The sequence below is a fragment of the Candidatus Methylomirabilota bacterium genome (genome assembly GCA_036002485.1).
Classification (GTDB): domain Bacteria; phylum Methylomirabilota; class Methylomirabilia; order Rokubacteriales; family CSP1-6; genus AR37.
In genome coordinates this window covers 1-19,819 of the sequence record DASYTI010000163.1, presented here as the reverse complement: position 1 = coordinate 19,819, position 19,819 = coordinate 1, and the positions used below count along the sequence as shown (strand labels likewise).

The following is a 19,819-nucleotide window of genomic DNA, read 5'->3' as shown; positions in this document are numbered from 1 at the left end:
GGTCAGGTGCACTTCGCGAGCACGAACTGGGACTACTACTTCCCTCTGAGCAGCGTAGCGCTCTACGGAGTCCGTTCATCTGGAGGGAACCAGCTCAACGTCGTGTTGCGGGCGGGAGTCTAGCCCGGATAATTCAGCGCGGCGAACGTGGGGATCACCTCTGAGACGATGCCCATGGCCGGCAGGATCAGGATGTAGACCTCGGGGTGACCGAAGATCCAGAAGAGGTGCTGCCAGAGCAGGGGGTCAGACTCGGACGCTGGCCGCCCTAGGAGCCGTAGGCACAGCGGAAGTGCAGCTCAAGCTGATCAACGGCGGTGCGAACGGGCACGGCAAGGGCGAGGGGGCGGACGATCGGTCCTTCGTGACCCAGCCCGATGCGCCTCCCTGCACCGAGTGCGGCTCGATCATGGTCCGCCGTGGAGCGTGCTACTCGTGCCTGAACTGCGGCGCTACGAGCGGGTGCGCGTAGGCTGCTGGTCTCGGAACGGCAGGCTGAGCAGGTAAAAGAGGGCCAGCGCGAGGACCTCGGCCGCGACGATGTAGACCGGCCAGGGGCCGAACCAGTCGAGCACGCTGAACCCGCTCGGCTTCTCGCAGAGGTAGAGGAAGTTTCTCCCGAAGATGAGATTCACGGCCACCGCGGCGGCCGCGTAAACGTTCGTCCATAGGAAGACCCGCCAATGCGCCCCCGCCCGGGGGCGCATTTTTAATCCCCACGTCATGAAGAGCGCCGTCGCCACGACGGCGCCGTGGAATGCGAAGAAGGAAATGAATTCCCGGCTCGGGAATCCTCTCGTGATCTCGGGTGTGATCATCGCGATGAGCGTTCCCGCGAGCGCCCAGAAGTAGAAGATCTCGTACGCCGCCTGTCGCCGGGTCAGGAGCGCGAAGACGGCGAGCACGATCTCGAAGTCGCAGAGGTTGAGGGGGACCCAGTCCCATACGGAAAGCCGGCCCCGGAGCCCGTCGCGCACCATGCCGATGATGATCGCGGCGGCCACGATCCCCGCGATTCCGATCCGCAGCGCGCGGGCGATCGCGCCGTCGGGATTGGATCGCACCGCGAGCGAGAGCCCCGCGGCGACGATTCCGGTGATGAGGATGGCTGCGACGTGATCGAAGCCGAAGAGGACGAACGGGGGCGCCTCCACGCCGTGAAGTTTACCCTCCGGAATGCCGCTTCATCGCGTTCTGCGCCGCCGTGTAGTTGGGCCAGCGGCGCACGGTCTCTTGAAGAACGATTCGAGCCGAGTCCGCGCGCCCGGCGTTCAAGAAGCTCAAGGCCAGGTTGAGGTGATTCTGGGGCGTCTCCGGATCCATCGCCGCGACGATGTGCAGCTGGGCCACGGTATTTCACGTGGATGTGGAGCGGGCTCTCAAGAGTCTGTCTCCGGCCTTCCAACAGGTGATGGCGCTGGCTGATTTCGAGGGGTTCACCTACAAGGAGATCGCTCAGGTCCTGAACTGCCCGATCGGCACGGTGATGTCGCGGCGATCCCGCGCCCGGCAGCTCCTCCGCACGGAGCTTCGGACGCTGGCACGCGCGCATGGCTACAGCGAGGAATCCCGATGATCTGCCGAGAGTTCGAGCCGTGGCTGCAGGCCTTCGTGGATGGCGAGCTTGACGTGGAGACTATGACGGCGGCGCAGGCGCATGTCTCCTCGTGTCCCGAATTTCACGGGCGAGTTGACGGCGAGCGTCGATTGCGTGCCCTGCTGCGGTAGCAGCCCCAGGACATGGCGCCGCCGGACCTGTACACGACCGCGCTCGCTTCTCACTCTACCCCGTTCAAGGCACGTCCTTAGCGTTCGTAAGCCTCCGGTTGCGAACGATGCCCAGAAGGGTTGAGGGACCGAATGGCCGCCCGTTCCGGGCTAGGGTGCCCCGACCAGCCAGCGAGCGCGAAATGGCCCGGAGCGAAAGGCCTTGACGCCGCAATCCTTCGATCTGGTGAAGTAGAGCCTGCTCCTTCGGGTGCGCGACTAAGCGGCCACCCGCGGCTAGACGATGGCCGTATGGGGCGAATCTCGATACGCGCCGGCCTTTCGCACGAAGTCGCGCCAGGGCATCCCGCGTCTTCTCGGAGATAACCCTTCGGTAGTGTTCGGCCGCCAGGCCCTCCACAGCTGTAACGATGAATCCTGTGGCGGTATCGGCCTCGACCCGCCCTCGGCCAACCACATGAAGCTCCACCCCGCGTTTGGCAAAGCGGCGCAGGTAGTCCAGGGTCGCGGCCAGATCCCTGGCAAATCGATCGAGGTGGTACACCACGATGGCTCGAGCACCGGTAGCCTTGACCCGCTCAGCCAACCGGTCGAGGCGCTCTCGGCGGCCGCCCGACACGCCATCGTCCGCCAAGATCTCGACAAGCGTCCACCCGTGCTCCTCGCAGTAGGACTCTATTCGTGCCCGCTGGTCCTCGAGGGAGACCGTCCGGGCACCCGACTCCTTGCTGCGACGGACGTATCCGAGAGCGATCATCGAGTCTGACTGCCAGGGCCGCCGCAGACGCGGGTAGCGTCGTTTACGACGGGCGTGTCAATAAGGTCGCCAGGACGCCCGCCGAGCGTCAGCGTCAAGACCACTGCGACGGCACAAGTCTTCCTGCTTGCACTGCTTGCAGATTGGGGCTGCCTGGTGCCGCTTGGAGCACAGGTTCGATGAAGCCGCAACGACACTGCATGAGAAAAGTCAGCCATTTCCGGGGCCTCCGTGAGGTACGGCCCCAGCATTGGCCTACGCCCTGAAAGTTCTGATCGGGGGTGTGACGTTACGGTTGGCCGAGGCTCCGCATGAGCTCCTTGAACTCCGGCTCCGCGCGGAGGAGCTCGGGCCCGATCTGGATCAAGGCGTCGACCTGATCCCGTGACAGGGTGAAGCTCGTGGGGAGGGTCAGGAAGTACTTCCGGCGCTCCGGGTCGGGAATGGCCTCGAAGTTGACCTCGATCACGTAGGGGTCGATGTCGGCGGCGAGGCCCGGGAGGGGGGGCGCGGTCGGGCAGGCGGCCAGGCGCTGCCGGCAGGCCGCGATGTTGCGCTGCGCTCGCTCCCGCATGTCGCGCAGCTCCTTCATCACCTCGATGGTCTCGAAGCTGTAGTTGTCCATGGCGATGGTCGCGGTCTTGACGGCCACCACGCCCAGGCCGGGCGGGCTCTCCTTCTTGCTGATGGTGTCTCCGCTATCCGGCCGGGCATTGACGACGATGATCACGAACTTCTCGATGGCGCCGTCGCTCAGGAGCTTCCGGATGAACCCGCTCGTCCGGCGCCAGGCCGCCTCGACGGGCCGCAGCCCGATATTGTCGGCCAGTCCCCCGTCCATCAGGTGCAGGTAGGGCCGCTCCTTGTCGTTCACGTACAGGGCGCGGTTGCGCGCCCAGTAGTAGCGGCGGCGGTTGTGGTCGTAGTCCTTCAGGCCCTCCTCGTAGTCCGTGGGCAGCGTGAAGCCTTCCGGGTGCGGATAGTTCTTGAGGGAGAGCGGGCTCAGGAGAAAGGGAAACGCAGACGAGGCCGCCACCGCCCGCGCCACGGGGTAGGTCGCGAGATCGGAGACGAGGAAGTCGAACTGCTCCTGGGTGAACTCGAAGCGCTCGCCGTTGGCGAGATTGGTGGCATTGAGGATGACGAAGGGGCGCTTTCCGTTGCCCGCCAGGGCACTGAATGGCTGCTTGTCGAAGATCTTCTCGTGGTAGTACTCGGCCGCGAGGTCGATCCGGCTGAAGTAGGGCGAGGCGAGGCGGAACCAGTTGAGGGGATTCACGGCGCGACGGATGAGGGCGTCCTCGACATCCACGTCGAGGAAGCGTGAGCGGAAGTCCGTGAAGATGCGGTCCCCGAAGAGACCATAGTATGCGGCCGTGAAGGATCCGCCGGAGATGGACGAGATGCAGTCCACCTCCTGCAGGAGGCTCTTCTCCACTCCCTTCCAGACGATCCGCGTATTCCGCAGCATGTCCAGCACGCCATAGGAGAGGGCGGCCGCGCGCGTGCCGCCTCCGGTGAAGACGAGGCAGACGAAAAGCGAGTTCGTGTTCGACGCGGTCTCCGTGGCGTCGAACCGATACCCCGCCCCCGTCCGCGCCCCGGGCAGCGGGTCATTGACGACGTAGTGGGCACACCCCGCGAGGACGAGGCAGAGGGCGAGCAGGCTGGCCCGAGGGCGCCTACTCGTCGAGCTCAAAGCTGATCTCCCGCGGGTCCAGCTCGGACGTGTTCTTGAGGACGATGCGCTGCTCGTCGGGCGTGAAGTTGGCCGGCGGACCGAGGGAGACGACGTGGTTGCCGGCCTCGAGCTCGATGACCTCGCCCGTGCGGCCGTTGAACTCGTCGTCGACCTTGACGCGGCGCGGCCGCGGGAATTTCACGAGCAGGTATTCCATCGCGCCAGCCTCCTCAGACGGTTGCCGTGGCGAGCGGGCGGCGAAGCGCGAGGGTGAGGGGAAGGGTGAGGAAGACCATGGAGCCCACCAGGCCCAAGGCCAGCGGCACACCACCCCAGTCGCTCACGAGCCCGTAGGCGAAAGGCGCCAGCGCGGAGGCGCCGACGCCCAGCGTGTAGAAGATGCCGTAGCCCCGCGCGCGCCGGTCGCTTGTCACGAGGTCGGCCACGGTGCCGTACAGCACCGAGGAGGTGCCGTTGAGAGCCACCCCCAGCGGAGGCAGCAGGATGAGCGACGGGCCGAGGGGTAGGGTCAGCAGCATCAGGATGGCCGCGCCCGTGGCCACCTCGGTGATGATGACGGTGCGGATCACGCCGAGACGCTCGGCCAACGCCCCGCAGGCGAACTTGCCCACCGCGCCGCCCGCGAAGACCAGCATGAGGGCGAGCCCGACCGCCTGCACCGTTGAGCCCTTGGCGATCAGCAAGAAGGGAAGGAAGGTCAGAAAGCCGCTCCGGGTCGAGTTGTCGATGATCTGGATGGCCGAGAGGGCCTGAAAGCCGCGCACGTCTCGAATGCCCCAGTCCGATCCCCCGCGAGGCGTGTCCGCGCTGATGACGGGCGCCCAACCCGCGCCCAGACGAAAGAGCAGGACCAGGACCACGGCGGCCGCCAGCAATCCCACCGCCGCATACGCCTCGACGGCGCCGCGCCAGCCCATCCACGGCACGGCCACCGCGACGGAGGCGGGCACCACGACCTTGCCGAGATCGCCGGAGAAGTTGTAGGTGCCGAGGGCGATGCGACGGCGACCGGACTCGTAGGCCTCGGAGACGAGCGAAGAGGAGAGCGGATGCTGCACACCCGAGCCGAGGCCGGCCGCGATCAAGCAGCAGAGGAGGGCGAGGAAGCTTCCGGAGAAGCCCGCGGCCACGAAGCCGAGCGCGGTCACGGCGGTGCCCGCCGCGAGGAGCCGCGCCTCGCCCCATCGCTCGGCGAGCAGCCCCGCGGGGATCTGGAAGGCGGCCATGCCCCCGCTGTAGAGCGTGCGGAGGAGCCCGACCTGGGCGAAGTTGAGGCCGAACTCGCGCGCCCACACGGGCAGGAGAACGTAGAGGATGTCGGAGAAGCCGTCGTGGATGAAATGCGTGCCGCAGGCGGTGCCGAGGACGGCGCGGGCGCGGCTCATGCGCCCGAGTATTTCACAGGCGAGACGCCCGAGGCAATTCGAGCGGGCGCCTCAGCGCGCGCGCCGGATGAGCATGGCGAAGATCATGGCGTGGGTCACGAAGAGGGCGGGCACCGCGAAGGTCGGAATGTAGTAGGCGGCGCCCAGTAGCACATTGTTCCGTAGCCCTCGATAGAAGGCATTGATGAGATCGAGCGTTCCCACCACATTGAAGATCCAGACGAGGGCGATGGCGGAAGACCATTCCATGCGCAGGGCCGCGATGGCAAGGAGGGCGAGGAGCGCCGCGAGGAGATCGCCGTAGGCGGCGGGCACCGCGAAGGCCGCCGGCAAGGCGGGCCCCACCACGGTCGGCACCAGGAACACCATGCCGAGATGGCGGAAGGCGTGGAGGAGCAGGAGCGGGATGAGGGCGACCCGAAGGGGCAGGGCCGACAGCCGCGGCGCCACGTAGAAGCGCGCGATGAGGATGTAGCCGACGAAGCTCATCAAGACCTGAAGCCCGAAGATGGCGCGGATGCTCATCTCAGCGTCCCTCCCCCTGCGGTCCTCTGAGCGTCATGCAGGTGCTGGAGGCGCGCGCCACCAGCCGGTCCTTGTCGTCATGGACATCGCACTCGACGAGGCCCACCGTGTGGCCGCCCTTCACGACCCGCCCCGTGGCCGCCAGCCGTCCCGTCCACACGGGCTTGAGGAAATTGATCTTGAGCTCGAGCGTGGTGAAGGTCTCGCCCTCGTCGAGAGCGGAGGCGTAGGCCATGCCCATGGCGGCATCGGCCAGGTCGCAGAGGACTCCGCCGTGGAGGGTACCCATGGGATTGGCGTGCTGCGGCCCCGCTTCCATCTCCATGACGGCATGACCGGGCTCGATGGACCTGATGGTGAAGCCGATGAGCGTGGCGATGGGGGGTGGCGGCAGCTCTCCCCGCTGGACCATCCTGATGAGATCGAGCATCTTGGGCATCCGCACTCCTCCTAGCGCCACGCCCCGAGCTTGACGGCGGCGGCGATCGTGCTTCCGAAGACGATGAGAGCGATGGCCATGGCCGCGAAGATGCCCGGCAAGCCCCCGCCGAGCCAGTAGCCGGCCAGCCAGCCTCCGGCCACGGCGACCCCGAGACGGAGAAACCCGCCGGTGAGGGGCCAGGCGAGGCGGCCCGCGCCTTGCGAGGCGAAGTAGAGGGCGAGGCCGAGCCCGAAGAAGCCATAGGTCGGGCCCACGATCAGGAGATAGGTCGCGCCCACCGCCTGCACGTGGGGATCCGACGTGAAGAGGCCGAGCCAGGCGCGCGGGAAAGCCGCCGCGAGGAGTCCGATGGACGCCGTGGCCGCCGCGGCCAGGCCCGCGCCTGTCCAGGCGATGCGCTCGGCTCGCGCGAGCTGCCCCGCGCCCACATTGGTGCCCACCATGGCGACCAGCGCCGAGCCCATTCCGAAGACGAGAGGGATCTGGAGGTACTCGAGCCGCGCGCCCATGCCATAGCCGGCGAGCGCCGCGGTGCCAAAGGGACCGACGAGGCCCGTCATCAGCACCACGGTCAAGTTGGTGAGGATGGTGTTGAGGGAGCCGGGCGCGCCGACGCGAAGGATCTCCCAGAAGTGCTCGCGGCGGAGGCGGAGGCCCCGGAAGGACAGCCGCACCGCGCTCCTTGGCGAACAGAGATAGATGACCAGCACGAGCGCGGCCGTGCCGAAAGCGGCTACGTTCGCCGCCGCTGTGCCCGCGATGCCCAGGCGGGGGAAGGGCCCCCAGCCCAGCACCAGCGCGGGGGCCAGGGCCAGGTAGATGACGGCGGAGCCGGCCATGATGGCGGCGGGAAGGGCCATGGTACCGGTGCCGCGGACTATGCTCGAGAGCGTGTTGACGAGCCAGTAGACGACGGCGCCGCCGAAGACCACGTGGGAATAGGTCACGGCCGCCTCGAGCGTCTCCGAAGTCCCGCCCATGGCCCGGTAGATCCAGGGCCCGCCCAGCAGGAGACCTCCGGTGAACAAGGCCGCCATGACGAGGGCGATGAGGACGGCGTGAGCGGCGAGGGCCTGAGCCTCGGCCCGTCGCCCCGCGCCGAGGGCCCGCGCCACCGCGGAGGCCACGCCGCCGCCCATCCCGCCGGCCGACATGGTCTGCATGAGCATGACGAGCGGGTACACGAGCGAGACACCGGCCAGGGCCGCGGATCCGAGCCAGCCCACGAAGACGGCGTCCAGGGTGGTCAGGACGGCCTGGAGCACCATGACGAGCACATTGGGGGCGGCCAGGCGGAGCAGGGTGGGCGCGACGGGGTCTTCGAGGAGCTGCCTCGTGCGGGCGGACATGGAGGAGGAGAAGGGCGCCGCGGCGGCCGTCGGGCTCATGACTTGTAAAATAATAGTGACTTGCTTTTCTGTCAAGCCCCCGCCTACAATGCGGGCATGCCCAAGATCTACGGCCAGCGCTGCCCCGTGGCCAAGACCCTCGAGATCGTGGGCGATCGCTGGACGCTTCTCATGGTGCGAGACCTCCTCGGGGGCACGCGCCGGTTCCAGGATCTCCAGGCTTCGCTGCCCGGCATCGCGCCCAATATCCTGTCCGACCGCCTCAAGCTCATGGAGGAGCACGGTCTGGTGACGCGCCGCTTCTACTCCGATCACCCGCCGCGGGCCGAGTACGACCTGACGGACAAGGGCAAGGAGCTGGGGGTGGTGGTGGGAGCGCTGGCCGCCTGGGGGGCCCGCCACGTCTACAAGCGGGCGCGCCTCGTCCACGCCGATTCAGGGCGCGAGGTGCGACTCGGCTATTTCCGCGCCGACACGGGCGAGCGCGTGCCGGGCAGCAGCATCCGCCTCAGCCGAGGCTCGTCAGGAACTCGACGACGGCGAGGTTGAAGGCCTCGGGCTGATCCCGGTTGGCGAAGTGACTGGCCGGGGCGAGGAGGGCGAACTTGGCCTGAGGAATCCGCTTCTGTATCTCCCGCATGGGCCCGAGCGAGAGGTCCTGGTCCCCGCACACGAGGAGCGTGGGGACCTCGATCTCCCCTAGCCGCTCGGTGATGTAGTCCATCTGAAGGAGCGCCCGGAGGGCATTGGCATAGCCGATGGGCGTCAGCATCCGGTAATACTCGAAGATCTCCTTCCGCGCCGACGGATCGAGCTTGAGCCGGCCGGCCACGTTCGGATTGGACTCGATGGCGAAGTTGGCCATGGCGTCCATGCCGCCCTTGAGGGTCACCTCGATGCTCTTCGCGCGCATCACGATGTTCTCCACGCTCAGGGGCAGCCCGCAGGCCGAGGACGAGGAGACGATCACCAGCGCGCGGACGCGGTCGGGATGGGCCAGGGTGAAGCGCGTGGCGATGCCGCCGCCGAGGCTCAAGCCACCGACGGTGGCCCGCTCGAGGCTCAGGTGGTCCATGAGATCGTGGAGGTCCCCGACCCAGTGGCCGAAGGTCACCTGGCGGGGATCTTCAGGGCTGTCCGACCGGGCATGCCCGCGCGGCTCCCAGAGAATCAGACGGTGGCTCGCCGAGAGGGCCCGGATGTTCGGCTCCCACATGCCCGCATTGCCGCCGATGCCATAGGCGAGGAGGACGGGCTCCCCGCGGCCGTGCTCCTCGAAGTAGATCCTGACGCCGTCGCGGCTGGTCGAGTGGGGCATGGCCGTCCTCCGCTCGCGGAGTGTGGTAAAAGAGGGCTCTATGGAACGGTCGTTCGCGGAGGAAGTCAAGCAGCTTGGCTTCGGACAGGGGCAAGTGCTCCGGGGCGAGGGCATCCTCGCCATCACCAAGGCGCTCTTGCAGTCGGGCGTCTCCTATGTCGGCGGCTACCCGGGGGCGCCCGTCTCCCATCTCCTCGACGTCATGGCCGACGCCAACGAGCCGCTCCTCAAGCCCATGGGCGTCTACCTGGACGCCTCGGCCAGCGAGGCGGCCGCGGCGGCCCTCCTGGGCGCATCCATTAACTACCCCATGCGGGGGGCCGTCACCTGGAAGTCCATCGTCGGCACCAATGTCGCCGCCGATGCCCTCTCGAACCTCGCCTCCTCCGGGGTGATCGGCGGGGCCCTCATCGTGGTGGGCGAGGACTATGGCGCTGGCGCCTCCGTCATCCAGGAGCGCACCCACGCCTTCGCCCTCAAGTCTTCCCTCTGTCTCTTCGATCCGCGCCCGAGCCTCCAGAACTTCGCGCGCGTCGTCGAGGAAGGGTTCGGCCTCTCCGAGGCCTCGAACCTGCCCTCCGTCATCAGCCTCCGGATCCGCGCGGCCCACATGCGGGGGACGCTCGTCTGCAAGGACAATGTGCGGCCCGCCATCAGCATGCGCGATCGGCTCACCCGGCACTCCTTCGACTATGCTCGCCTCTCCCATCCCCCCTCGACCTACGCGCAGGAGGCGCAGAAGTTCGACAAGCGTCTCCCCGCCGCCCGCCGCTACGTCGTGGAGCACGCGCTCAACGAGGTCATTCCCGGCGAGGACAAGGAGCTGGGCATCATCCTCCAGGGCGGGTTGACCCCGACGGTGCTGCGCGCCCTCGAGCTCCTGGGGCAGGCCGATGTGTTTGGCGGGACGCGCGTTCCCGTCCTCGTGCTCAACGTCATCCACCCGCTGGTGCCGGAGCAGCTCCTTGACTTCCTCGAGGGCAAGCGTCGCGTGCTCGTGCTCGAGGAGGGCATGCCGAACTTCATCGAGCAAGAGATCAAGGCCCTCGCCTATGATCGCGGGCTCTCCGTCCGCATCGCGGGCAAGGAGACGGTGGCGGCCCAGGACGAGTTCGTGCCCGAAGTCGTGCTGGCCGCGCTGGCGCGCTTCCTGGGACGAGACGCCGAGTCTCGCCGCGCGGCGCTTTCGGGCCACGTGGGGCGGGGCCGGGCCCTCCTGGAGACGGCGCTGCCCAAGCGGCCGCCCGCTTTCTGCACGGGCTGCCCCGAGCGGCCCGTCTTCAGCGCGTTGAAGATCGCCCAGCGCGAATTGGGGGAGACGCATGTGGCCGCCGATATCGGCTGCCACGCCTTCGCGACCCTGCCGCCCTTCAACCAGGGCAATACTATTCTCGGCTATGGCCTCGGCCTCGCGTCCTCCAATGCCGTGGCGCCGAACTTCGGGAAGCGCGTCATCTCCATCCTCGGAGACGGCGGCTTCTGGCACTCGGGGCTCACCACCGGGGTGGCCAACGCCGTCTTCAACAAGCAGGACTCGGTGCTCGTCATCCTCGAGAACTTCTACACCTCCGCCACCGGCCAGCAGCACAATCCCTCCACGGGCAAGAACCCGCAGGGCGAGCGCGTGCGCATGTCCATCGCCGAGACCATCCGGAGCCTCGGCGTCCCCTGGATGCGCATCGTCAATCCCTACCGGGTGGGCGAGACGCTTGAGACCGTGAAGGAGGCCATGACCACGGCGGCGGGCGGACTCAAGGTGATCATCGCGCGGGCAGAGTGCCAGCTCGAGCGCCAGCGCCGGGTCAAGCCTCGGACGGCGGCCCGGCTCAAGGCGGGCGGGCGGGTGGTGACGCCGCGCTTCGGCGTCGACCCCGACGTCTGCACGGGCGACAAGTCGTGCATGCGCTTCAACGGCTGCCCGTCGCTCACCCTCAAGGACAATCCCGACCCGCTGCGCGAGGATCCGGTGGCGCACGTGGACCAGACCTGCGTCGGCTGCGGGCTCTGCGGCGAGGTCGCGCATGCCGCCGTCCTCTGCCCGTCGTTCTTCGAGACCCGCGTGGTGCACAATCCCCGCCGGTGGGAGCGCGCGCTCGATGGCGCGCGTCGCTGGGTGATCGGGCGCCTCCAGACCGCGTGATGGCTCCGCGGCGCCCTATCTCCATTCTCATCGCGGCGCTCGGCGGCCAGGGCGGCGGCGTCCTCACCGAGTGGATAGCCGGCGCCGCCGCCCATGCGGGGCTGCCGGCCCAGGCCACGTCCATTCCGGGCGTCGCCCAGCGCACGGGCGCCACCACTTACTATCTCGAAGTGTATCCCGAGCCCATTCCCTCCGGTGCCCCCGAGCCGGTCTTCTCGCTGTATCCCACCCCGGGAGATGTCGACGTGGTCATGGCCTCCGAGCTCCTCGAGGCCGGGCGCACCCTCGAGACGGACTATGCCTCGCCCGAGCGCACCACCATGATCGCGAGCACCCATCGGCTCTTCGCCATCGGCGAGAAGACCGTGCTCGGCGATGGGATCTTCCCGCGCGAGCGCGTGGAAGATGCGGCACGGAAGCTCGCCAAGCGCCTCATCGCCTTTGACGGCCTCGCGGCCGCGCAGGGGGCGGGCAGCGAGGTCAATGCCGTGCTGCTGGGGGCGCTCTGCGCGGCCGAGATCCTGCCCCTCGGCGCGTCATCCTTCGAGGCCGCCATCCGCGAGGGCGGCGTGGCCGTCGAGCGGAACCTTGCCGGCTTCAAGGCGGGCATGGAGATCGTCGCCTCCGGCGGCGACCGGACCGCGGCGCCCGCGCCCGCGATATCCTGGGAGCAGGTCAAGGCGGAGCGCGCCCATGCTCTCGGATTGCGCATGGGCGATTTCCTCGAGCTCGTCCGGTGCGCCGAGGAAGAGTTCCCGGCGCCTCTCCACCGGACGCTCGGTGAAGCGCTGGCCCGTCTCATCGATTATCAGGACGCGCGCTATGCCCGGGGCTATCTCGGCCGGGTCCGCACGGTCTTGTCCGTTGATCCCGACATGGCGATGACGGAGATCTTCGCGCGCCGGCTGGCCGTCTGGATGACCTACGAGGATGCCATCCGGGTGGCCGACCTCAAGACGCGGGGGAGCCGTTTCGAGCGCATCCGGCGCGATCATGGAGCCGCGAATGGCAAAGTGCTCCACGTGACCGACTATCTCAAGCCCGATCTCGACGAGATCTACGGCATCTTGCCCGCGGTCATCGCCGCTCCCATCGCGCGCCTCTGCGAGCGATGGTGGCCCGAGCGACGCCCGAGCCTGGGCCAGCACGTCAAGACCACCGCGGTCACGGGATTTCTCCGGGTCTGGGTCCTCGGCCGGCTGCGCGTGATCCGGCCGTGGTCGCTGCGGGCTCGGCGGGAGTTCGTGCTCATCGACCGCTGGCAGCAGACGGTTCTAGAGTGCGCGGCGCTGGATCTCGGCCTCGCCCGCGAGGTTGCCGACATCGCCACCGTGGTCCGCGGCTACGGCGATGTCCGTCGCCGGCTGTCCCACGCCTTCGAGCGCGTCCTCGACGAGATCCTGACGGAGGCCGTGGCCCGCGACGAGAAGGCCGGACAGGGATACGAGCGGGCCCGGCGTATCGTCAGCCAGACCCGCCAACAGCTTCTCGCGGACGAGAAAGGTCTCGAGCAGGCCATGCTCGCGGCAGGCGCATGAGGAGCCACGCATGAGCGATAACGTCACGCTCGAGCGGAAGGGCGCGGTGGCCACGGTAACCCTCCAGCGGCCGGAGCGCCGGAACTCGCTGAGCGATGCCATGCTCACGGATCTGTCCCGGGCCTTCACCGAGCTCCGAGACGACGACACCACGCGGGTGGTGATCGTCACGGGCGCGCCCCCCGTCTTCTCGGCGGGGGCCGACGCCCCGCATGCCCGGGCCAAGACGGACGAGGAGCGCCGGCGTCTCTTCACGGAGAAGAAGACGCAGTTCCGCCGACTCTTCGAGCGCGCCCAGACCGCGCTCGAAAATCTCGAGCAGGCGACCATCTGCATGATCAATGGCCATGCGGTGGGCGGCGGGTGGGGGCTGACCCTCGCCTGCGATTTCCGCTTCGCTGCCGCCGAGGCCCAGTTCTGGATTCCCGAGGTGGACCTGGGGGTCCCCCTCGGTGTCGCCTCGACCACGCGCTTCATCCGCTTCGTGGGGCCGGCCCGCGCCAAGGAGATCATCATGGGTTGCCACCGCTACTCGGCGGCCGAGGCCCAGGCCCTCGGACTGGTCACGCGGGTGGTGCCGGGCCCCGACCTCGCATCGTGCGTGGAGCACTACACGGCGCATTTGCTCAAGAAGCCCTTCCGCGCGCTCGCCGAGGTCAAGGCCCGGATCAACGCCATCTCCGCCAATGGCATTCCCGTCATCAACGCCATGACCGAGGGCTTTCTCGAGCGCAGTTGATCTACTCAGCCCTCGCCTCGCCGCTGATCGACTCGGCCCTCGCTTCGCAGCCTGGCTGCTCAGCTCGAACTGCCACGCCTGCGGGATCAACTCAGCCCTCGTCTCGCGGCTTCGCCGCTCAACTCGAACATCGGGCAGCGTCTCAGCTCGAAAGTCAAACTCAGACGCGCAGCACCATCTGGGTCTGGATGGTGAGGGAGAGGAGCCGACCCCCCTCGTCGGTGATGCGCGTCTGCCAGACCTGAGTGCTCTTGCCGCGATGGATGGGCGTGCCCTCGGCGCGAATGAGACCGCCGCGCGCGCCGGCGAAGAAGTTGGTCTTGGATTCGAGCGTGGTGGTGCCCGTGGCATCAGAGGGCAGATTGAGGAAGGTCCCCGTGGCTCCCACCAGGTCCGCCAGCGACATGAGGGTGCCGCCGTGCAGCCGACCCCCGACCGTGAGGAGATCATCCCGGATCGAGAGTTCGGCGACGAGACGGTCCTTCGTCGCCTCGACGAACCGCGCGCCCAGGAGCGCGGTCAGGGTGCCGCGGTGATGCGCGTTCAGGATCTCGGGATCGATCGGGGGCTCAGGCTCGGCGGCCACGGACGCCTCCAGGGTAGAGCTGGTGGTAGATGTTCTGCCCGCGCGTCTCGCGCAGCAGGAGGCTGAGCGCCGCCGCGATCAGCACGCAGAGGGCGCAGGCCATGAAGGCCACGCGGTAGGCCTCGGGCGGGTAGACGCGCGCGCCCTCGAGCATGGCGCCGGTCCATCGGGAATCGAGGATGGCGCCCACCGGGCCCTGGGTCACCGCCGCGCCCACGAAGCCGCCCATGTTGGCCACGGCCACCGCGGTGCCCGCCAGGTGCGGCGGATTGACCTCCCGGCCGATGGGCCAGGTCAGCACGAAGCCACCGCTGGCGAGGCCCATGGTGAAGAAAAGCATGGCCAGGCCCCGGAGCGGTAGCGTGCCGAGCGTGAGCACGAGGACCGCCCAGCCGAGAAAGAGCCAACACGCGAGCACGGTGTAGGGCAGCTTGCGGAGCCGGAAGACCCGATCGGACAGATAGCCGGTGAGGGGCGCCGAGACGAGGAGCGCGACGGCGACGGTGGAGGCATAGGCGGCGGCGCGCGTGTTGCTGAGCCCATAGACGTCGCGGAGAAAGGGCACGCCCCAGAGCATGAGATTGCCCATGGCCGAATAGAAAAAGAAGAACGCGAGGAAGGGGGGCCACGTATGTCGATTGCCCAGCACCTCGATCATGCCGCGCAGGACCTCGCCGAGTCGCGGCACGGGCGCCCCCGCCTCGACGTGCCCGCGCGGATGATCGCGCACGACGATGAAGCAGAGGAGCGAGCCCAGCAGGGTGGTGGCGCCGATGGTGACGAAGGCCCCGCGCCAGCTTGTCCACGCGACGAGCGCCGCGAGGGGGGCTGTCCCCACGAGGGCGCCGAGCACCCCGATGGTCGCGCTGACGGCGGACATGGTGCCGAACTGGGAAGGCGGAAACCAGTCCGCGGCGATCTTGAGGCAGCCGATGAAGGTGACGGTGGCGCCGAGACCAACCAGAAAGCGTCCGCCGAAGAGCACGCTTTGAGTTCCCGCGAGCCCCATGGCGAGAGAGCCCAGCCCCATGACGGCGCCGCCGGCCGACACGATGCGCCGGACGCCCAGGCTATCGATGAGCAGTCCGGCCGGGATCATGAACCCGGCATAGGCGTAGAAGTACGTGGCCGAGAGCAGCCCCACGATGGTGCCGCTGGCCTCGAAGGCCTGCATGATCTCCTTGGCCACGACGCCCGGGGCCACCCGATGAAGAAAGGCGAAGAGAAAGATGAAGGCGGGAATGCCCCACATGATCCAGCGGAGCCGAGCGGTCATCTTCCCCAGGATAGCAGGGGTCAGGCCTCACGATCCGAGAGCCGTTGACGGGTGGGAGAGCACAGGCTAACGTGAGGGCCCGACGTCCGGGATCATGAAAGGAGAGTGTGCCTTGGCCAAGATTCCCCAAGCCCTTCACGAGCACATCAACACCGCGTTCCCCGCCAACGTGTGCCTGGTGGGCACCGTGCTTCCGAGCGGATTCGCCCAGGTGAGCCCGCGCGGCAGCACCATGGTCTTCGACGACGAGCACATCGCGCTCTGGGAGAGGGGCAAGGGCTCGACCAACGCCAATCTCCGGGACGGGACCAAGGTCACCGTCTTCCTCAGGAAGCCTCCGCTCCGGGAATCCGGCCTCCTGCCCAAAGGCGGCATCGCCCGCTTCTACGGCACCGCCGCGATTCACCGCTCGGGACCGGCGTACGAGACGGTCTGGGAGCGCCTGGTGCAGCCGGAGAAGGACCGCGACCCGGAGAAGAAGGGTTACGCGGTGCTCATCAAGGTCGAGCGTGCCGAAGACCTCGACGGAAAGCCGCTGGAGCTCGGCGGATGACGCGCGCGGAAATTCGATGAAGGTCTACGCGTTCGACCTCATGCCCTGGCCGTACCTCGACGAGCCGTCGTACTATCCCGACGCCAACGCCCTCTACGACCCGGCCCGCGGCCAGGAGATCTACGCCCAGCATCTCGACCAGATGGTCCTGTACGAAGAGTACGGGTTCGAGGCGATCTGCATCAACGAGCACCACGCCAAGCCTTATGGCCTCATGCCCTCGCCGAACATCATCGCGGCCGCGCTGACCCAGCGCACGCGGCGGATCAAGATCGGGATCCTCGGCAACCTGCCCGCGCTCCACGCCCACCCCGTGCGGCTCGCCGAGGAGGTCGCCATGCTCGACGTCATGTCGGGCGGCCGGATCATCTCGGGCTTCGTCCGCGGGGTGCCGCAGGAGTACCTGGCTCTCGGGGTGCCGCTCCCCGAGGCCCGGGAGCGCTTGCAGGAAGCGTGGGATCTGATCGTCAAGGCGTGGACGACGCACGAGCCGTTCGCGTGGCACGGAAAATACTGGAGCTACGACCGGGTCTCGATCTGGCCGCGACCCCTCCAGCAGCCGCACCCGCCCATCATCCTTCCCGCCGACAGCGACGAGGGGCTCGAGCTGGCCGCGCGCCGTCGGGTGCCCACCGGCGCGGCCTACCGGTCCAACGCGCGCACGCGGTCGATCTTCGACCGCTATCGGGCCTTCGCGGCGCAGCACGGCTGGACGCCCGGGCCCGAGCACTGCCACGTGCTGCGCCACGTCTACGTGGCGGAGACGAACGCCCGAGCCCGCGAGGAGGCCGAGCCGCATCTCGATTACTTCTGGCAGAAGCTCCTGAGCTACCACCGCGGGTCGATGAAACTCCTCGGCCAGACGCCGCCGCGGCGCCCGCCGGACGTCCGGAGCGCTGAGGAGCTCCCCCTCTACGAGCTCGACTTCGACCTCACCCAGAAGGAGGGGATGACCCTCGTGGGCGACCCCGACTACGTCGTCCGCGAGATCCGGGCCCAGATGCGCGAGCTGGGCGCGGGCGTGCTCATGGCCCTGTTTCAGTTCGGCAGCCTGCCCCACGCCCTCGCCGTGAAGAACATCGAGCTCTTCGCCCGGACAGTCCTCCCGGAGCTCCGACGCGACTGAACGCAGCCAGGCCGCCGTCATGACCATTCCCCCCGGGGCTGACGCGGGAGCTTACGCCTCTTCGCCCACCCACAGGGCAGAGACGGGCGGCCGCTCTAGCTAGGGACCTTGAGGAGATCGGGGAGGAGGTCCAACGCTACGCCCAGGAAGGGCTGACCGAGCTCTTCCTTGACGGCAATTTCGATCCGGACGGCGTGACGATCGAGCGGTCCCTCGAGGCGCTGGAAGCGCTGACTCCCGCCCGCTCGTCCGCCGAGGCTGGCGGCAGAGAGCGAAGAAAAGTCAGGGGGAAAAGGACTCGGCGGGGGCGAGGGACCAGGAGCGGCCACCGTCCCGGCAGAAGCCCCGAAGCTTCAGGATCCCGTCGCCCCCGGGGACCGCGACGGTCTCACAGGCGGACAGTGCCTGCTGCAGGGGAGAGAGAATCGGCTCGAGGCCGCTTCCGCCGAGGAAGCTCACGGGGGACGGAGACAGAGGGTACAGGAGGATACCGTTGAAGTAAATCTGGCCCGGCACCGTGGACAGGAAGTGCAGGGTGTTATCCCCCGTCGTTCCATTGATATTGATCGACACCCCGCCGATCTGGCCGGTGGCGTTCACATTCGCCAGGTTGGTCACCTGCACATCGATGGGCGCGGCGAGCGTTCCGATGACTCCACCTCCCGCCAGAAGCGTGGCGCCGGCGCCCGCAGCGACATTGAGCGGGGCGATGTTGCCGTCCAGGATTGAGCCCCCGATCGAGTTCACGGTGGCTGCCCCGCCCGCGGATAGCGTGGCCAGGGTGATGGTGCCGGCCGCAGTGTACGTAATGTCCCCCGTGCCAGCCGCGGTGCTGGAGGTCGTCCCATCGGCCATGGTGATGGGCCCCGTCGTCGCCGTCGCCGTGATCGTCCCCGTGCCCGCGGTGCTTACATTCGCGTTCTGGACAATCGACCCGCCCGCCAGCGTGATGGTCCCGGCGCCGGCATTCACCGCGCCGGCCAGGGAAACCGCATTCTGGGAGTTGAGGACGATGTTGCCGCTCGTCGTCACCGCCGCCGCGGTCACCGTGTTCGAGCTCGACACCGTCAGGGAGCCCAGCGCCTCCGCTCCTCCCACTGCGCCGGGTAAGGTGACAGCCCCGCCCGTCCCTGCCGTCAGCGTCAGCGCGCGACTGTTCGCCGCTGAGTCAGCATCGATCGTGGTCGTTCTGAAAGTGATGTTCGCTCCTGCAGGGGACGCTCCGGCATTCGTGGTGTCCAGCGTCACATCGGCACCCAAAACAACGTTGTCCAGCGAGATGAGCTGACCCGCTGTCGTGATCCCCGCATTTAGGGTTATCTGCTGGCCAACGGATTCGCTGCTGTTCAAAAAGATCGAGGCGTTGCCTGTGCCTGTGATCGGCCCGTCCACGATAATCGGCCCCGAGGGGGCCTGGATCGTCACCGGGTCATTGAAGGTCACCGCGTTGATGGTGATGAGACCGCTTCCGTTGGCCCGCCCAATCGTGATGCTGCTGAAGCCGTCCGTCAGGTTGGCGAGGTCGGAGCTGCTCAGGCTGAAGGCCCCCGCGCCGCCAGCGATGCCGATGCTCTGGCTGGGCGTGACGGGCTGCAACGTCAGAGCCCCGGTGCTGCTCAGCGGCGCATTGATGTCGATGTCGTCGGCCGTCAACGTGATCGCCCCGGCGCCGGAGCTGATCGCGTTGTTGACCGTGATCTTGCCGTTCACCGCGCCCCCGGCGGTCAGGGTCACGGTGCCGGAGCCCGCGGCGGTGATCGCCCCATTGGTGGTGATCGGGGCGTTCGTCGTCGTCAGGGCGATGTTGCGATTGCCGGTGGTGGCCAGGGGGCCAGAGGTGGTGATGGCCCCGGTGCCGGAGGCCGTCATGGTGACCGTGCCGGCATTGGTCAGCCCGTTGGCATTGACCACGATATTGCCGGCGCTCAGGAAGGTCAGGGCCTTGCTCTGGGTCACGAGGGTGTCCGTGCCGATGGTGATCCCCCCCGTGTTCGTGTTCTGCCCAACCGTCACCGTGCCGGTGGTCGTGATGTTGCTCAGCTCGGCATTGGTGAGGCTGAACTGCTTGCTCGCGTCCTCCACCCCGATGGTCTCCGTCAGCAGCCCCGGCCGCAGGGTCACCGCCGCCGCCCCCGCGTTGAGCGTCCCCTGCAGCACCACGTCCGCGGCGATAATGGTGGCGGCGCCGCTGGAGACGGTCGACCCGGCCGCCTGCGTGTACACCCCGGTGCCGGTGAGATCACTGTCCGCCGTGGCGGTGTACCCGCCGGTGGTGGACACCGAGCCCGTGCCGGAGAGGGTGATCCCATTGGGCGCCGTCAGGGTGATCAGGCCGGAGCCGGAGCTGATGGCGTTGTTCACGGTCACGCTGCCGTTCACCGCGCCCCCGGCGGTCAGGGTCACGGTGCCGGAGCCCGCGGCGGTGATCGGCCCGTTCGTGGTGATCGGGGCGTTCGTCGTCGTCAGGGCGATGTTGCGATTGCCGGTGGTGGCCAGGGGGCCGTTCGTCGTGATGGCCCCGGTCCCCGACGTGGTCATGGTGACCGCGCCGGCGTTGGTCAGCCCGTTGGCATTGACCACGATATTGCCGGCGCTCAGGAACGTCAGGGGCTTGCTCTGGTTCACGAGGGCGTCGGTGCCAATGGTGATCCCGCC

General features: G+C 68.1%; 19 protein-coding genes and 1 pseudogene. 7 read left to right on the top strand and 13 right to left on the bottom strand.

Going from position 1 to position 19,819, the window contains the following annotated elements:
• Positions 1-140 precede the first annotated feature (140 nt).
• The 3 genes and pseudogenes from VGT00_15735 to VGT00_15725 form a co-directional block, all read right to left on the bottom strand.
• Positions 141-248 (bottom strand): annotated as a pseudogene (locus VGT00_15735) (cbb3-type cytochrome c oxidase subunit I).
• 204 nt (positions 249-452) lie between these two features.
• On the bottom strand, positions 453-1,154 hold the full coding sequence (locus VGT00_15730; GenBank protein HEV8532872.1) for a TIGR02206 family membrane protein: 702 nt from the start codon (positions 1,152-1,154) through the stop codon (positions 453-455).
• Positions 1,155-1,164: 10 nt separating this feature from the next.
• Positions 1,165-1,350 carry a hypothetical protein gene (locus VGT00_15725; protein HEV8532871.1) on the bottom strand — a complete coding sequence of 62 codons (186 nt, stop codon included), beginning with the start codon at positions 1,348-1,350 and terminating at the stop codon, positions 1,165-1,167.
• Between the two features lie 10 nt (positions 1,351-1,360).
• Here VGT00_15725 and VGT00_15720 point away from each other — a divergent pair, with 10 nt between their 5' ends.
• Positions 1,361-1,576, top strand: a complete 216-nt coding sequence (locus tag VGT00_15720; protein HEV8532870.1) for a sigma factor-like helix-turn-helix DNA-binding protein — start codon at positions 1,361-1,363, stop codon at positions 1,574-1,576.
• 1,198 nt (positions 1,577-2,774) lie between these two features.
• On the opposite strand, the gene VGT00_15715 is transcribed toward VGT00_15720, so the two are convergent.
• Genes VGT00_15715 through VGT00_15690 form a run of 6 tightly spaced genes read right to left on the bottom strand, consistent with a single transcriptional unit; the run spans position 2,775 to position 7,927 of the window.
• On the bottom strand, positions 2,775-4,184 hold the full coding sequence (locus VGT00_15715) for a patatin-like phospholipase family protein (GenBank protein HEV8532869.1): 1,410 nt from the start codon (positions 4,182-4,184) through the stop codon (positions 2,775-2,777).
• A complete protein-coding gene (locus tag VGT00_15710) occupies positions 4,168-4,383 on the bottom strand; it encodes a hypothetical protein (protein ID HEV8532868.1) in 216 nt (71 codons plus the stop codon). The genes VGT00_15715 and VGT00_15710 overlap by 17 nt, the downstream gene beginning before the upstream one ends.
• 13 nt (positions 4,384-4,396) lie before the next feature.
• On the bottom strand, positions 4,397-5,572 hold the full coding sequence (locus VGT00_15705) for an MFS transporter (GenBank protein ID HEV8532867.1): 1,176 nt from the start codon (positions 5,570-5,572) through the stop codon (positions 4,397-4,399).
• A 51-nt stretch (positions 5,573-5,623) separates the two neighbouring features.
• Complete coding sequence (locus VGT00_15700) at positions 5,624-6,097, bottom strand: hypothetical protein (GenBank protein ID HEV8532866.1); 474 nt, start codon at positions 6,095-6,097, stop codon at positions 5,624-5,626.
• A 1-nt stretch (position 6,098) separates the two neighbouring features.
• Complete coding sequence (locus VGT00_15695; GenBank protein HEV8532865.1) at positions 6,099-6,536, bottom strand: PaaI family thioesterase; 438 nt, start codon at positions 6,534-6,536, stop codon at positions 6,099-6,101.
• Between the two features lie 11 nt (positions 6,537-6,547).
• Positions 6,548-7,927: an MATE family efflux transporter gene (locus tag VGT00_15690; GenBank protein HEV8532864.1), complete on the bottom strand. Its 1,380-nt coding sequence runs from the start codon at positions 7,925-7,927 to the stop codon at positions 6,548-6,550.
• A 57-nt stretch (positions 7,928-7,984) separates the two neighbouring features.
• Between VGT00_15690 and VGT00_15685 the strand changes: the two genes are divergently transcribed.
• Positions 7,985-8,437 carry a helix-turn-helix domain-containing protein gene (locus VGT00_15685; GenBank protein HEV8532863.1) on the top strand — a complete coding sequence of 151 codons (453 nt, stop codon included), beginning with the start codon at positions 7,985-7,987 and terminating at the stop codon, positions 8,435-8,437.
• Here VGT00_15685 and VGT00_15680 read toward each other — a convergent pair.
• Entirely contained in the window at positions 8,397-9,206 is an 810-nt protein-coding gene (locus VGT00_15680; GenBank protein ID HEV8532862.1) for an alpha/beta fold hydrolase, read from the bottom strand. The two genes, VGT00_15685 and VGT00_15680, sit on opposite strands and share 41 nt — an antisense overlap.
• Before the next feature lie 40 nt (positions 9,207-9,246).
• Here VGT00_15680 and VGT00_15675 point away from each other — a divergent pair, with 40 nt between their 5' ends.
• The 3 genes from VGT00_15675 to VGT00_15665 are packed head-to-tail and all read left to right on the top strand — an operon-like array spanning position 9,247 to position 13,623.
• A complete protein-coding gene (locus VGT00_15675) occupies positions 9,247-11,346 on the top strand; it encodes an indolepyruvate ferredoxin oxidoreductase subunit alpha (GenBank protein HEV8532861.1) in 2,100 nt (699 codons plus the stop codon).
• Positions 11,346-12,884 carry an indolepyruvate oxidoreductase subunit beta family protein gene (locus VGT00_15670; protein HEV8532860.1) on the top strand — a complete coding sequence of 513 codons (1,539 nt, stop codon included), beginning with the start codon at positions 11,346-11,348 and terminating at the stop codon, positions 12,882-12,884. The genes VGT00_15675 and VGT00_15670 overlap by 1 nt, the downstream gene beginning before the upstream one ends.
• 10 nt (positions 12,885-12,894) lie before the next feature.
• Entirely contained in the window at positions 12,895-13,623 is a 729-nt protein-coding gene (locus VGT00_15665) for an enoyl-CoA hydratase/isomerase family protein (protein ID HEV8532859.1), read from the top strand.
• Between the two features lie 160 nt (positions 13,624-13,783).
• On the opposite strand, the gene VGT00_15660 is transcribed toward VGT00_15665, so the two are convergent.
• Together VGT00_15660 and VGT00_15655 are read right to left on the bottom strand one after the other, a co-directional pair.
• Positions 13,784-14,185: a PaaI family thioesterase gene (locus tag VGT00_15660; GenBank protein HEV8532858.1), complete on the bottom strand. Its 402-nt coding sequence runs from the start codon at positions 14,183-14,185 to the stop codon at positions 13,784-13,786.
• Positions 14,186-14,192: 7 nt separating this feature from the next.
• On the bottom strand, positions 14,193-15,485 hold the full coding sequence (locus VGT00_15655; GenBank protein ID HEV8532857.1) for an MFS transporter: 1,293 nt from the start codon (positions 15,483-15,485) through the stop codon (positions 14,193-14,195).
• Positions 15,486-15,597: 112 nt separating this feature from the next.
• Between VGT00_15655 and VGT00_15650 the strand changes: the two genes are divergently transcribed.
• Positions 15,598-16,038 carry a pyridoxamine 5'-phosphate oxidase family protein gene (locus tag VGT00_15650; GenBank protein HEV8532856.1) on the top strand — a complete coding sequence of 147 codons (441 nt, stop codon included), beginning with the start codon at positions 15,598-15,600 and terminating at the stop codon, positions 16,036-16,038.
• A 16-nt stretch (positions 16,039-16,054) separates the two neighbouring features.
• Complete coding sequence (locus VGT00_15645; protein ID HEV8532855.1) at positions 16,055-17,164, top strand: LLM class flavin-dependent oxidoreductase; 1,110 nt, start codon at positions 16,055-16,057, stop codon at positions 17,162-17,164.
• Between the two features lie 282 nt (positions 17,165-17,446).
• On the opposite strand, the gene VGT00_15640 is transcribed toward VGT00_15645, so the two are convergent.
• The coding region (locus VGT00_15640; GenBank protein ID HEV8532854.1) for a hypothetical protein at positions 17,447-19,819 on the bottom strand (2,373 nt) is incomplete at its 5' end.

Excerpts from the sequence above, each read along its gene's own strand:
- VGT00_15710 (HEV8532868.1), bottom strand. The coding sequence starts at position 4,383 with ATGGAATACCTGCTCGTGAAATTCCCGCGGCCGCGCCGCGTCAAGGTC.
- VGT00_15705 (HEV8532867.1), bottom strand. The coding sequence starts at position 5,572 with ATGAGCCGCGCCCGCGCCGTCCTCGGCACCGCCTGCGGCACGCATTTC.
- VGT00_15700 (HEV8532866.1), bottom strand. The coding sequence starts at position 6,097 with ATGAGCATCCGCGCCATCTTCGGGCTTCAGGTCTTGATGAGCTTCGTC.
- VGT00_15695 (HEV8532865.1), bottom strand. The coding sequence starts at position 6,536 with ATGCCCAAGATGCTCGATCTCATCAGGATGGTCCAGCGGGGAGAGCTG.
- VGT00_15690 (HEV8532864.1), bottom strand. The coding sequence starts at position 7,927 with ATGAGCCCGACGGCCGCCGCGGCGCCCTTCTCCTCCTCCATGTCCGCC.
- VGT00_15685 (HEV8532863.1), top strand. The coding sequence starts at position 7,985 with ATGCCCAAGATCTACGGCCAGCGCTGCCCCGTGGCCAAGACCCTCGAG.
- VGT00_15680 (HEV8532862.1), bottom strand. The coding sequence starts at position 9,206 with ATGCCCCACTCGACCAGCCGCGACGGCGTCAGGATCTACTTCGAGGAG.
- VGT00_15675 (HEV8532861.1), top strand. The coding sequence starts at position 9,247 with ATGGAACGGTCGTTCGCGGAGGAAGTCAAGCAGCTTGGCTTCGGACAG.
- VGT00_15670 (HEV8532860.1), top strand. The coding sequence starts at position 11,346 with ATGGCTCCGCGGCGCCCTATCTCCATTCTCATCGCGGCGCTCGGCGGC.
- VGT00_15665 (HEV8532859.1), top strand. The coding sequence starts at position 12,895 with ATGAGCGATAACGTCACGCTCGAGCGGAAGGGCGCGGTGGCCACGGTA.
- VGT00_15655 (HEV8532857.1), bottom strand. The coding sequence starts at position 15,485 with ATGACCGCTCGGCTCCGCTGGATCATGTGGGGCATTCCCGCCTTCATC.
- VGT00_15645 (HEV8532855.1), top strand. The coding sequence starts at position 16,055 with ATGAAGGTCTACGCGTTCGACCTCATGCCCTGGCCGTACCTCGACGAG.